The 13,526-nt window shown below is 35.4% G+C and carries 13 protein-coding genes and 1 other annotated feature; of the genes, 11 read left to right on the forward strand and 2 right to left on the reverse strand.

Annotated features, from left to right (window positions below):
* The first annotated feature begins 44 nt into the window (after positions 1 to 44).
* Together ACM6HU_RS02345 and ACM6HU_RS02350 are read left to right on the forward strand one after the other, a co-directional pair.
* Entirely contained in the window at positions 45 to 1,286 is a 1,242-nt protein-coding gene (locus ACM6HU_RS02345; RefSeq protein WP_016112927.1) for an MFS transporter, read from the forward strand.
* A 215-nt stretch (positions 1,287 to 1,501) separates the two neighbouring features.
* Positions 1,502 to 1,753: a helix-turn-helix transcriptional regulator gene (locus tag ACM6HU_RS02350; RefSeq protein ID WP_077295032.1), complete on the forward strand. Its 252-nt coding sequence runs from the start codon at positions 1,502 to 1,504 to the stop codon at positions 1,751 to 1,753.
* A 268-nt stretch (positions 1,754 to 2,021) separates the two neighbouring features.
* Here the strand turns inward: ACM6HU_RS02350 and ACM6HU_RS02355 are convergent, their stop codons facing one another.
* Together ACM6HU_RS02355 and ACM6HU_RS02360 are read right to left on the reverse strand one after the other, a co-directional pair.
* Positions 2,022 to 3,305, reverse strand: a complete 1,284-nt coding sequence (locus ACM6HU_RS02355) for an MFS transporter (protein ID WP_098116802.1) — start codon at positions 3,303 to 3,305, stop codon at positions 2,022 to 2,024.
* Between the two features lie 108 nt (positions 3,306 to 3,413).
* Positions 3,414 to 4,727 (reverse strand): ectonucleotide pyrophosphatase/phosphodiesterase, encoded by a 1,314-nt coding sequence (locus ACM6HU_RS02360; protein ID WP_098116803.1) that lies wholly within the window; start codon positions 4,725 to 4,727, stop codon positions 3,414 to 3,416.
* Between the two features lie 147 nt (positions 4,728 to 4,874).
* On the opposite strand from ACM6HU_RS02360, the gene ACM6HU_RS02365 reads away from it, so the two are divergent.
* From ACM6HU_RS02365 to ACM6HU_RS02405, 9 genes are all read left to right on the forward strand, one after another.
* Positions 4,875 to 5,153, forward strand: coding sequence for a YesK-like family protein (locus ACM6HU_RS02365; protein ID WP_016112931.1), 279 nt, complete (start codon positions 4,875 to 4,877; stop codon positions 5,151 to 5,153).
* A gap of 165 nt (positions 5,154 to 5,318) precedes the next feature.
* A complete protein-coding gene (locus ACM6HU_RS02370) occupies positions 5,319 to 5,603 on the forward strand; it encodes a YesK-like family protein (protein WP_016112932.1) in 285 nt (94 codons plus the stop codon).
* 104 nt (positions 5,604 to 5,707) lie between these two features.
* Positions 5,708 to 5,917 (forward strand) — a binding site (T-box leader).
* A gap of 44 nt (positions 5,918 to 5,961) precedes the next feature.
* Positions 5,962 to 7,392, forward strand: a complete 1,431-nt coding sequence (gene proS, locus ACM6HU_RS02375) for a proline--tRNA ligase (RefSeq protein ID WP_016112933.1) — start codon at positions 5,962 to 5,964, stop codon at positions 7,390 to 7,392.
* Positions 7,393 to 7,864: 472 nt separating this feature from the next.
* Positions 7,865 to 8,743 (forward strand): ROK family protein, encoded by an 879-nt coding sequence (locus ACM6HU_RS02380; RefSeq protein ID WP_016112934.1) that lies wholly within the window; start codon positions 7,865 to 7,867, stop codon positions 8,741 to 8,743.
* A 128-nt stretch (positions 8,744 to 8,871) separates the two neighbouring features.
* Positions 8,872 to 9,468, forward strand: coding sequence for a TerD family protein (locus tag ACM6HU_RS02385; RefSeq protein ID WP_016112935.1), 597 nt, complete (start codon positions 8,872 to 8,874; stop codon positions 9,466 to 9,468).
* A 23-nt stretch (positions 9,469 to 9,491) separates the two neighbouring features.
* Complete coding sequence (locus tag ACM6HU_RS02390) at positions 9,492 to 10,076, forward strand: TerD family protein (RefSeq protein ID WP_016112936.1); 585 nt, start codon at positions 9,492 to 9,494, stop codon at positions 10,074 to 10,076.
* A gap of 257 nt (positions 10,077 to 10,333) precedes the next feature.
* Positions 10,334 to 10,912, forward strand: coding sequence for a TerD family protein (locus tag ACM6HU_RS02395; protein ID WP_016112937.1), 579 nt, complete (start codon positions 10,334 to 10,336; stop codon positions 10,910 to 10,912).
* Positions 10,913 to 10,984: 72 nt separating this feature from the next.
* Entirely contained in the window at positions 10,985 to 11,773 is a 789-nt protein-coding gene (locus ACM6HU_RS02400; protein WP_088093921.1) for a TerC family protein, read from the forward strand.
* A 117-nt stretch (positions 11,774 to 11,890) separates the two neighbouring features.
* Positions 11,891 to 13,522: a YceG family protein gene (locus tag ACM6HU_RS02405; protein ID WP_414847973.1), complete on the forward strand. Its 1,632-nt coding sequence runs from the start codon at positions 11,891 to 11,893 to the stop codon at positions 13,520 to 13,522.
* Positions 13,523 to 13,526: the final 4 nt, after the last annotated feature.

Here is a 13,526-nt window from a genome sequence, read left to right on the forward strand (position 1 = left end):
TACCAAATTAGACTGAACGGTCGGTTTGTAAAGGGGGAGATAGTATGAAATCTTTATTTAAAAATCGAGCATTTATGCTTGTTATGGCGTCTGATATTTTACAGCAGTTTGCGATTTGGATTCGAAATATGGCATTGTTGTATTTCGTTATGGAGCGAACAAATAATGATCCTGTTTCAGTTTCATTATTATCGGTTATGGAATATGCACCTATTTTTATTTTTTCATTTATTGGTGGTGCGCTAGCAGATCGCTGGAATCCGAAGAGAACGATGGTAGTAGGAGATATGCTAAGTATATTATCTATTATTGGGATTGTTTTCTTGTTAAAAATGGATTATTGGCAGGCTATATTTTTTGCAACTCTTGTTTCAGCAATTGTTGGGCAATTTTCTCAGCCTTCATCGTCACGTATATTTAAACGCTACGTAGAAGAAAAACATGTTGCAAATGCAATTGCAGTAAACCAAACGCTACAGTCACTATTTATGATTTTGGGGCCAGTTGTAGGATCGATTGTTTATACACAGCTTGGGTTGTTTATTTCACTATATAGCTTAATTGGATTGTTTGTGTTATCGGCTATTACTCTTTCGTTTTTACCAAGATGGATAGAAAAAGAGAAACCTGAGAGTATCTCATTATGGAATGATATAAAAGAGGGATGGAGGTATGTCCTTCAAACAAAAAATTTATGTATGATTACCATTACTTTTGCGATTATGGGGTTAGCGGTAGGATTAACAAATCCATTAGAAATATTTCTTGTTATTGAACGGTTAGGAATGGAAAAGGAGGCTGTTCAATATTTAGCAGCTGCTGATGGAATAGGTATGCTCATTGGTGGTGTCGTTGCGGCAGTTTTTGCTTCGAAAGTACATCCGAAAAAAATGTTTGTGTTTGGTATGGGTGTTTTGGCTATGTCTTTTCTTGTAGAAGGACTGTCTACATCATTTTGGATTACTAGTTTGATGCGGTTTGGAACGGGAATTTGTTTAGCTTGTGTGAACATTGTTGTTGGAACGCTTATGATTCAGCTTGTACCGGAGAATATGGTAGGACGTGTAAATGGTACAATTTTACCGCTTTTTATGGGAACTATGCTAATTGGAAATTCACTAGCTGGGGGATTAAAAGAAGCAACCTCACTTATTATTGTATTTTGTATAGCGATGTCACTTATTTTACTCGCGATTTTACCAATTTTACGTATGAGAATAAATGAAGAAGCCAGAAATAAAAAAGAGGATGCAAATCAAAAGGGGGTTACGGATTCTTTGGTGTAGGAATTCTACTAGAACAGGAGCGATTCATGCTCCTTTTTTATCCCGCATTAACGGGCAGTAAGACCCCCACCTCAAAATTTGGCAAAAGCAAAGAAGTTAGGTGGGGGATGAACTGCCCGTAAAAGCCCGATTGGTTCAACTAATAATCAGTGGGGGATGAAGAAAACCCCCACTGATTAAAGTTTCACTTTATATGGGGAATTTTTGACAACTATATGTACCAAATATATACTGATGTTGTAAAAATAATTTTACAGGTTAGGAGAAAAGATGTGAAAAACCAAATTTACACATTGCGCACTGAAAATAATATTTCACAAGGTGCATTAGCAGATAAATGTAAAGTATCGAGACAGACGATAAATGCAATTGAAAATAATAAATATGATCCAAGTTTAGCTCTGGCATTTCGTTTAGCTGAAGTATTAGGGACAACGGTTGATAAATTATTTTTGTATAAGCAGTAGAGTTTTTATATAAATACGGATTGAAAGACAGACATAAAACCATTCCTTTTAGGTGGGAGAGAGCATCCGCCCATGGGTAGGAGCGGTCGGTGTCTTTTTTACCCCATGTCATGTGAAAACAGAAGGAGAAAACGAGTGGAGAACTTCTTTTGTTTTCATAACCACGACTTAGATGTCGGGAAATTAAAATGGATATATATGGTAGTTAGAGGTATCGATAGAATAATAGAAAATGTCCCTTTCTGCATGCAGAAAGGGACATTTTCTATTATAGTGTTTCCGATTTTGGAGCAGGTGGTGTAACAGAAGTCGCATTTTCCGGTACTCGTGTTAGTATGAATCCGCCGATTATAAATAAAACGATAATGCTTAGTACACCAGCATTTGTGCTTCCTGTTAGCTGAGTTGTTACACCGACTAATACGGGTCCCATAATAGCTGCGAACTTACCGAAAATATTATAGAATCCGAAGAATTCATTTGCAGATTCTTTCGGTACCAACTTTGCAAAATATGAGCGGCTGAGCGCCTGAATTCCGCCTTGAGAAGTTGCAACAAGCATTGCCAAAATCCAAAAGTCGAGTGTTGTTTTTAAGAAATAAGCGTATGCACAAATAATGATATAAATAATAACACCGACATATAGCATTTTCTTGTCTTTGAACGTTTCAGATAGTTTCCCATACAGCAAGGCGAATGGACAAGCGACAATTTGTGTTACAAATAAAATAATAAGTAAGTTTGTCGCACTAATACCAAGGTCTGTGCCATAAGCTGTGGACATTGTAATAATTGTATCGACGCCATCAATGTAGAAGAAATAAGCAAGCAAGAACAAAAATACAGTGCGATATTGACGGATATTTTTAAATGTATTAGCTAAGCGCTTAAAACTCATTTTGATCGGTTTTGGGTGCCGTTCAATATAATGCGTTTGTTCCACATTTTTGAGCATCGGAATCGTAAATAATCCCCACCAAAGAGCTGTAATTGCAAAGGAAATTTGACTGGCGATACCAACTGATAATGGGATTGTTCCTTTTTGGGCAAGGATAATCAGAGTGAGACATCCAATAAATGGAATTGCACTTCCGATATAGCCTAGTGCAAAACCACGAGTTGAAATTCGGGTCATTCGATCTTCTGTTGTGATATCTACTAAAAATGCATCATAGAAAATGTTTGCTCCAGCAAATCCAACTAAAGCGAGCATATAGCAGCCTAGTAGTAAATACCACTGTGATGTTGGAACAACAGTTAGCATACTTGTAAATATAATACCGAGTCCAAAAAAGAATGTGAAAAAGCGTTTTTTAAAGCCTTTATAATCGGCAATTGTACCGAGAATAGGAGCGAGAATAGAAATTAAAAGTGTTGAGAAAGAATTTGCATATCCCCAATAAGCTGTTGAAGTTGCTCCAGATAGACCTGCTTCTTTTGCAGCAGCTTTGAAATAAATAGGAAATAATGCAGTTGTAATGACGAGCGAGTATACCGAGTTTGCCCAGTCATACAATATCCAGCTTTTTTCTTGTCTGGACATTTTTTTCATAGAATGTTCCTCCTTATAGTCGTTCTAACATTAGTGTACAAAAATAGAAATAGGAAAAAGAGAAACAGAGGTAAATTTTACGTATTTTTTACATATATACACATTTCTTTACAATTGAAGTAAATCCTCTATTATAGTTCCGTCAGTTTCACCAAGGTATAATCCGAGCAAACGTGCAATGGTCGGTCCTTCGTCAATGAGACGCATATAAGGAATAATTGCCCCTTGGCGAATGCCTTTTCCAGCGGCGATGAAGATGGTCTCATAGTTTGGTTTTGTTGGAGAATAGCCATGCGTACCGAACGTGTATTTTTTACTGGGAGTTACATCTTTTTCCGAGATTTTTTTTATAAACTCTCCTGTGTAGTTTTGGGTGAAGTAATAGCCTTCTCTTGCTTCAAGCATAAAAAGGCAGTTTCCATCAGCACCGCGCTCTTTTGCGCCTTCATCATGAAGGATAAATTCGATTCCATTTTGTTTATCTTGAAGGAGTTCTTCAAGAAGGTGTTGGACAACTTGTATAGTTTGGATATCATTTTTATCCTTTACATGTACGTAAGCAGAGCCATCACAGCTTTGGCAATAAGCTTTCCAATTTGTTAATTTTCCATCTTGATTTACTGAAATGAGTCCTTTTTGATGGAAAAGAACATTTAATTGAATAGCCTTATTCTCACTTAGAGCACTATGATCACCGAGGGCAATAATTGTACTTGATTCGTATATACCAGTTTCTTTTAATGCTTTAATAATCTTCCCCAGTCTCTCATCGTGCCGCTGAATAGCAGCTGTTGTTTCTGTAGAAGAAAATCCATGATAATGCCTTTGTGTATCTAAATCTGTAAAGTGAACAAACATGACGTTCGGTTTTTTCGTTTGTATGGTATGTACGGCTGAGGCGAGGACAAAATCATCAAGTTCGGGCTGTGACACCCCTTTTCTAATATGGCCAAAACGACGATTTAAATCTAGCTGATACAACGGGCTTCCACTAAATAATGAAACAAGAACTTGATTTTGCCACGGTCTGTTTGGAAAAATTTCAGGTAAGTTGTAGTCAATTTTTGCTCTTCCTGTAACAGGCCATAGAAGTGCAGCCGTTGTTAAATTCGCTTTTCGTGCCTCGTCATATAATGTCGTTCCTTTAATAGAACGGCGGTACCAATGCCAATCTGGTGATTCCCTGCCAGGCTGAAGTAATGTATTGCTTACAACACCATGTTTGTTAGGGTAGTTACCAGTTACAATAGTGGCGTGACTTGGATATGTTACAGAAGGATAAATAGCTTCTACTTTTTTTGCAATTGCACCTTGTTCGATTAAAGACCGAAAATGAGGAAGTTCTTGTAATATAGGAAAATCTAAAGCTGATAAACAGTCAAAAGATAAAACAATTACACGATTTGTTAATGGTTTGCCCATTGTGTATACCTCCTGTTATATAACCTATTATTATATATTACTATTAATACCTGGTAATAAAAATATCTTTCGGAGAAGAAAGTATTTTTTATATATTCAGACTGATAAGAGTATAATGTGCGTAAGAAGAAATCAAGGGGAAGAAAGATGGAAACCTTTTTAATAATTAGTGTCCTAGCAGTAATTGTTGTTTTCTTTGTGTCGTTCATGTTACGAAAAAGCTTTCCGAATCGCTCATTTGATATTACGTTTGGTCTTATTATCATTATAATTTGTCTAATTTGTTTTCTAATCACGTTATTTTTTATTGGTGGATTTGAAGGTATGGCATATGGTTTCTTATGTTTCTTTATACTAATTGGAACAGTTGTTGGAATGTTACTTCATCAAATTGTAAAATTGTTTAGGTCGAAAATAAAACATTGATAAGGGACATTTAGTAGATCCCTGCAAATCTTATGATACTTAGTATTGTATATCACTATTAATATCTGATTATAAAAAATCATCCATGAGGAAGGTTTAATGTTTATTTTTTGAATTTTAAAACATATAATAATTATAAGAAAATTGATGGAAGGAGGAAATGGAATGAATGGATTTGAAGTGTTTTTTATAATTGGAGCTGTAACAATTCTCATTGTATTTGCGGGTTCATTTTTATTAAAGAAGCAATTTCCAAAGAGACCGTTTGATATTATATTTGCACTTATTTTAATTCTCCTTTGTTTAGCTTTCTTTCCTTTTACTATCTTCGCTATTGGAGGATGGGATGGAATGGGTTATGGTATTGCATGTTTCTTTGTTTTAGTGGGAACAATCATCGGTATGATTACTCATCAATTTGTAAAACTCTTTCGGAAAAATTATGTGTAAATTCAGTATAAAACAGAAAAAAACGAAAAGAATATATAAAAATAAGAAAATTAGCTATTGTTTTAAAATAGAATTTATATTATGATATTCAACAAATTTATTTCGTTATAACGATGAAAAAGGATTAGTACATGTCCCACCTTTTTTCTAGAGAGAGAATCCGTTTGGCTGGAAGATTCTTAAAAAGGCGATATGGAACCTACCTTTGCGTTCTGCATATGCAGCGGGAAGTTCCCGTTATCAAAAAGAGAGCATGTACAATTTATTTGTGCATGAATCAGGGTGGTAACGCCGGCAAAAGCTCGGTCCCTATTTAGGGGACACGGGCTTTTTTTATTTTCTAAAGGAGGAAAAGAATATGGCAAAAGAACAAGTACAAGCCATTACAAAAATGGAAGAAGACTTTGCTCAGTGGTATACCGATATTGTGAAAAAAGCTGAGTTAGTTGATTATTCAAGTGTAAAAGGATGTATGATTTTACGTCCGTATGGATACGCGTTATGGGAAAATATGCAGAAAGTGATGGATGGAAAATTAAAAGAATCCGGTCATGAAAATGTGTATATGCCAATGTTTATCCCAGAGAGCTTACTACAAAAAGAGAAGGATCATGTGGAAGGATTCGCACCTGAAGTAGCATGGGTTACACATGGAGGAAACGAGAAGTTAGCAGAACGACTCTGCGTTCGTCCGACATCTGAAACTTTATTTTGTGAGCATTTTTCAAAAATTGTCCAGTCTTATAATGATTTACCTAAATTATATAATCAGTGGTGTTCGGTTGTCCGTTGGGAAAAAACGACGAGACCATTTCTTCGTACAACTGAGTTTTTATGGCAAGAAGGTCATACAATTCATGAAACGGCAGAAGAATCTCAAGAAGAAACGTTAAACATTTTAAACCTGTATGCCTCTTTCTGTGAAGATTACTTAGCAATTCCAGTAATTAAAGGACAGAAAACGGAAAAAGAAAAATTTGCAGGGGCGAAAGCAACATATACGATTGAAAGTTTAATGCATGATGGAAAAGCGCTTCAAACAGGAACATCTCATAACTTTGGGACTAATTTCTCTGAAGCGTTTGATATTAAATTTTTAGATCGTAATGGAAAATGGCAATATGTACATCAAACATCTTGGGGCGTATCAACAAGAATGATCGGTGGACTTATTATGGTTCATAGTGATAATAACGGTCTAGTGATGCCGCCAAAAGTAGCACCAGTACAAGTTGTTATTGTACCAATTGCTCAGCATAAAGAAGGTGTGTTAGAAAAGGCAACCCAGCTACAAGGACGTATTCAAAAAGTTGCGCGCGTGAAAATAGATGCTAGTAATAAAACGCCAGGTTGGAAATTTAACGAGTATGAAATGAAGGGTGTTCCAATTCGATTAGAAGTTGGTCCAAAAGATATAGAGAAGAATCAAGTGGTACTTGTCAGACGCGATACGAAGGAAAAAGAGTTCGTATCAATGGATCAATTAGAAGAGCGTATCACATCATTACTTGATGAGATTCACGATTCTCTATTCAATAAAGCAAAGGCATTTCGCGATGAAAACACATATAGTGTTACGGCCTTTGAAGAAATGAAGCAAGCGGCTGATGAAAAGCAAGGGTTTATCAAAGCAATGTGGTGTGGTGAGCTGGCTTGTGAAGAAAAATTAAAAGAAGAAGCAGGAGTATCATCGCGTTGTATACCATTTGAGCAAGAAGAATTAGTACAAGAATGTGTATGCTGTGGGAAGAAAGCAGAGCATATGGTGTATTGGGGCAAGGCGTATTAATTATGTAAGTTTTAAAATAGACCTTTATCTCGAACTTATAAAATTCGAGATAAAGGTCTATTTATATGTTTGTTTAAATTTACAGTATGTATTTTGGGGATGGAGTTATTTTGTTTTAATTATTTCATTTGTTTCCTATGAACCAATAGAACAATACCGAAAAGGAACGATGGCGGATGTGTTAAGAATAAATTAAATGGTAATTTGATTTTGGCAAGGGAGGATTGAAGAGTATAACCTTGTTTATATTCTAATGAATAGATGAAGCGAACAACAAAACAAATCATAAAAAAATATGATCCACACTCCGCAGGGGTCATATTATGAAATTGTTTCAGATAATAAGGCGTATAATAGTGTTTATGTGAAGACTGGATCAGTGAATCTAGTAAATTCTTATTAAAGTAGAGGAAAGTCTTGCATTTTATCAATTTAGCAAAATAGAGTCATACTGTTAGAAGGAAGTGACAGAGTGAAAAAGTATATTGCATTTGATATTGGTGGAACGCAAATTAAGTATGGAATTGTTTCAGAAATAGGAACATTATTAGAGCATCAAACGGTTTCTACAGAGGCACATTTAGGTGGTGAACAAATTGTTCAAAAGCTAATTTGCTTGTCTCAAGAGTTAATGAATCAACATGCCATTTCTGGTATTGGTATTAGTACAGCAGGAATTGTTGATATTAGTAAAGGGATGATAACTGGCGGCGTGGAGCATATTCCACGCTATGCCGGTATTCCTATTATTGATAGATTAAAAATCGCACTGAAGGTTCCTATTACGGTTGAAAATGATGTGAATTGTGCAGCTCTAGGAGAGAGATGGAGAGGTGTGGGAAAAAAGAAACAAAACTTTATTATGCTTACTCTTGGAACAGGAATTGGTGGAGCAGTTGTTATCAATAAGCAACTATATAGAGGACATTCATTTAGTGCAGGTGAATGGGGAAGCATGCTAATAGAAGGAAAGCCATTTGAAGAAGTTGCATCTATTTCAGGATTAATTCATCTCGTAAGGCAATATAAAGGAGAAGGAAACTGGGACGGTAAAACAATCTTTAATCTATATGATGAAAAAGATGAGGAGATTGTTCAAGCAGTTCAAGTATTCTTTAAACATTTAGCGATTGGAATTAGTAATCTTGCTTATATCTTTAATCCACAAACGATTATTATTGGTGGTGGTATTACGGCAAGAGGTACTAAGTTATTAGATGAAGTGAAAGAAGAAGTACAGAAATATTTGCATCAAGAAATTTATCATACATGTGAGATTAGTTTAGCGCAAAATCGCAATCATGCGGGAATGATTGGTTCAATTTACCACTTATTACATCCCTATGAATAAATGATACAGATATTTTCGTATAATTGAAAATTTATTCTTTTTCTCAATCGACAAATAATGCTACAATATAGAAGGAGAATACAATATTTTCCCATTTGGAAAATACCTTGTAGAAAGGAAGAAACTTCATGCCTATTATTTTAGAAAAAGGACAGAAGATTGATTTAACGAAGGGACAACCAAGAGTAGCAAAATTACAGGTTGGCTTAGGATGGGATCCAATTGGACAATCAGGCGGATTTCTATCTTCGTTATTTGGAAGCAAACCAAACATCGATTGTGATGCATCAGTGGTTATGCTAGAAAAGGATCGTTTTTTAAATAAAAATGACCTTGTTTACTTTGGAAATAAGCTATCTGCTTGTGGAAGCATTATTCATTCAGGTGATAATTTAACAGGTGAAGGTTCTGGCGATGATGAAACAATTTTCGTGGAATTACATAAAGTTCCGAGTCGTATTAATCGTTTAGTATTTGTTGTAAATATTTATGATTGTGTTAACCGTCATCAAGATTTTGGTATGATTCAAAATGCGTATATTCGTATTCAAAATCCGCAAACGCGTGAAGAATTAGCTCGTTATAATTTATCGGAAAATTACGGCGGGAAAACAACGTTAGTTGTAGGCGAAATGCACCGGGATGGTAATGAATGGAAATTTTCTGCAGTTGGAGAAGGTACACAACATAAGAATTTAAGTGAGATTGTATCACGTTATCAGTAATACAATTTAAGGAGGAATAATATATGGCATCGATTTCGTTAAAAAAAGGACAGAAAGTAGATTTAACAAAAACAAATCCAGGTCTTTCTAACGTTCTTGTAGGTCTTGGCTGGGATACAAACCGCTATGATGGACAAAATGATTTTGATTTAGACGTTAGTATTTTCTTAGTAGGTGCAAACGGAAAAGTATCAGGCTCAGAAGACTTTGTTTTTTATAATAATCCAAAGGGAGCAAACGGTTCTGTAGAGCATCTAGGAGATAATCGTACTGGTGAAGGCGCAGGCGATGACGAAGCAATTAAAGTAGATTTAAAGAATGTCCCAGCACATATTGAACGTATTTGTTTTACAATTACAATTTATGATGGAGAAAGCCGTAGCCAAAACTTCGGGCAAGTATCTAATTCTTTCGTACGTATTGTAGATGAAGAAAAAGGTGCAGAGCTAATTCGTTATGATCTTGGTGAGGACTTCTCTATTGAAACAGCAGTAGTAGTCGGTGAGTTATATCGTCATGCTGGGGATTGGAAGTTTAATGCAATCGGAAGTGGATTCCAAGGCGGATTAGGTGCTTTGTGTAGCAACTTTGGTTTAGATGTAGAGTAATAAGAAAAATATATAAATACAAATTGAAAAACCAGCATAAAAGCTTTCTTTTTAGGTGGGAGAGAGCATCTGGCCATGAATAGAAGCGGTCAGATTCTCTTCCTGCCTCATGCCAAGTGAAAACAAAGTGCAGGTCACTTTTGTTTTTTCACAGCAGCAACTTAAATGTTGAAACATCAAAAAGTATATATATGAGTGAACATGTACTTTACTCATGTATATACTTTTTAGAATCATAGTATAAGAGGTGAATATAAATGGTTATTCAATTACAAAAAGGACAGAAGATTGATTTAGGTAAGACAAGTCCAGGTCTTACAAAAGCAGTTATCGGCCTTGGTTGGGATATTAAATCATATGATGGCGGATCTGATTATGATTTAGACGCATCCGCTTTTTTATTAGATGCGAATGGAAAATGTACGAAAGAAACAGATTTTATTTTCTATAACAACTTACAATCTCCATGTGGATCGGTTTTACATACAGGTGATAACCGTACAGGTGAAGGCGAAGGTGACGATGAGCAACTTGTTGTCGATTTAAGTAAAGTTCCAGCAGATGTTCATAAAATTGCAATTACAGTTACAATTTATGATGCAGAAGGGCGTAATCAAAACTTTGGACAAGTTGCAAATGCATTTGTTCGTTTAGCAAATGAAGAGACAAATGAAGAAGTTCTTCGTTTTGATTTAGGAGAAGATTTCTCCATTGAAACAGCAGTTGTCTTTTGTGAATTATACCGTCATAATGGACAGTGGAAGTTTAATGCAGTAGGAAGTGGATTCCAAGGCGGATTAGGTGCGCTTGTAAGAGCGTATGGCTTGGATGCATAAGAAGGAAACGAACTTCGTTTCCTTTTTTTGACCTTTCTATAAATCTAGCAAAGAATAGGGGAAAACAGTAAGATGAGCATTTTACAGGGAATCCTTGATACGTATGCCCAATTTTTTGACTTGGACATGTGGATTAAAGTATTACAAGATCCTGTATCTTGGGGATTAATTGGTACACTTGTTGTACTTGAAGGCTTACTATCTGCCGATAACGCCCTTGTGTTAGCGGTAATGGTAAAACATTTACCAGAAGAAAAACGCAAAAAGGCATTATTTTATGGGCTAATTGGTGCATATGCATTCCGTTTTATTGCAATTGGAATCGGTATGTTCTTAATTAAATTATGGTGGGTAAAAGTATTAGGAGCATTGTACCTTGCATGGCTTTCTATTAAATATTTCATTGATAAACGAAAAGAAAATAGTGAAGAAGAAGAACATGGCCTGAACCAAAACGGTATTCTTTTTAGAATATTTGGTGTATTCTGGGGAACAGTTGTCATGGTTGAATTAATGGATATTGCATTTTCAGTAGATAGCGTTCTGGCAGCGTTTGGTGTATCCAATGAAGTATGGATTCTGCTTCTGGGCGGAATGCTTGGTATTTTAATGATGCGTGGTATTGCAGGTGTATTCTTAAGATTACTAGAACGTATTCCAGAGCTTGAATCAACGGCGTATATTTTAATTTTAATTATTGCAGCGAAGATGTTACTATCTGTTATTCATATTGAAGTGCCACACTGGCTATTCTTTATGATTTTAGTTATCGCATTTGGTGCAACATTCATTTTGCATTATATGCGAAATTCTGGACAAGCCCGAGAAGAGATTGCAGCTACTAAGAAAGAAGATAAATAATTGAAATGGGTTTGCTCGTTATGCGAGCGCCCATTTTTTATAACTTAAAATAGTTTATAATAAAAAGATAAGATATTATTTCTTTAAAAAAGTAAATGTTTCTGGAGGTGAACTGCCGTGTTTTCGCGTTTTACACTTCATCCATATGCATTAAAAGAAGAAGCTGACTTAAAACAATTCGAAATGATTTTAGAAAAGCGCCCACAGTATGAATTAACAGAGAATGAGATGAAATTTAGCTATATAGCTTGTCGGGTTCTTGGCGTTCCAAATGATGTAGATGAATATTTTAATGAACTATTTGATTATAGTGAAGCAAAAGGAATTCATGTACTATATGAACAAAATTTGAATAAAGTGATTGATTCTGAAAAACTTCGTCACATTCAAGAAATATTCACACTGCATCAAGAGGCACCAAATGGGCTTACTGTAAACAGACTTGTTGCACATTTATCAGGAAAACAATTGTTGCCGAAAGTAGATAATCCCGATTTACAACACTATATACATACAACATTTATCACTGTATTGAAATTGTATGAGAAACAACATAATCAATCTTTAAAAACAGAAGGTTTTCGTCGTTTCTTAATTGATATCATTAAATTAAGTGAAAATTACGTAGCAAAATGGTTTTCTGCAATTAATTATAAGAAACAAATGCCGCGTATCGTTTGGTACGGTGATGCGAAAGAGAGTCAGATTTATTTCTTATATTTTCTTATTATGCTCGGATGTGATGTTCTCTATTATCATCCAGAAGGAAAAGATGGTTTTGAAAGCATTGATGATGAGGCTAGGACTTTTGTCGTTTCTCATCCAGGTCGCGTTTCATTAGAGCCATTCCCTGATCGGCGTCGTGAGCGTGTTGCAACGGTAGCGTATCAAGCATCGAAAGAAATTGAACAGGTGCTTCATCATGATAATTCATTATTATACAAGCCGTGGCAATTTCGTACGTACACGCCTGTAGCACGTACGCTGAAGACAACATACGATGAACTCTTTATAATTACGAAAGAAAAAGCATTTATACGCCCGACATTCTTTGTGGAAAATAAACATATTTATATTCCATCTTTATTTGCAAAAGTATCTGGTATTTCAAAAAATGATAAAGAATATTTCCAGCGTTTGAAGGCTGTCACATCATTCGATAACAGCTTATTAATTAATACATTTCCATTTACAAAAGAACAAAAAGCAAACTTTCAATTTCATTATCGAGATGCATTAGACCGTGCTGGGAAACTGCATCCAGATCAAATTATGAATAGTCATTGGTGGCCACATAAGCGCTTACCTGAAGGTTTGCAGCATGGGATTGCAGAAGCTATCATTCATACGTGTGAAAGTGAACTGTGTAAACCAGTTGGAAAAGAAACAAAACAAGATGTATCACTGTATGTTTTTGCGCAGCTTTCTCAAATCCCACCTCATATTTTAGAGTTACTTGAGAAATTTGATTATTCGCAAGAAGTACCGACAATTGTTATATTTAACAATGAAAAGAGTGGAGAATTAACTCGTTCTGATGCGGTCTTATTATTATTTTTAAATCAAATTGGAATTGATGTATTGCACTTCAATCCAACAGGAAGAAATGATATTGAACCGTATATTGAAGGAGCAGCATTTGATTCACATTGGCTTGAGGAAGTGAACTTTGATCTTGAATTTCACGGCCCGTCAGCGTATAAAAATTTATCTCAAACAATAAAAGGGCTATTTCGTCCATTTTTATAAGGAA

Origin of the sequence: Bacillus sp. IT-79MI2, assembly GCF_949768135.1 — a bacterium.
Classification (GTDB): domain Bacteria; phylum Bacillota; class Bacilli; order Bacillales; family Bacillaceae_G; genus Bacillus_A; species Bacillus_A pseudomycoides.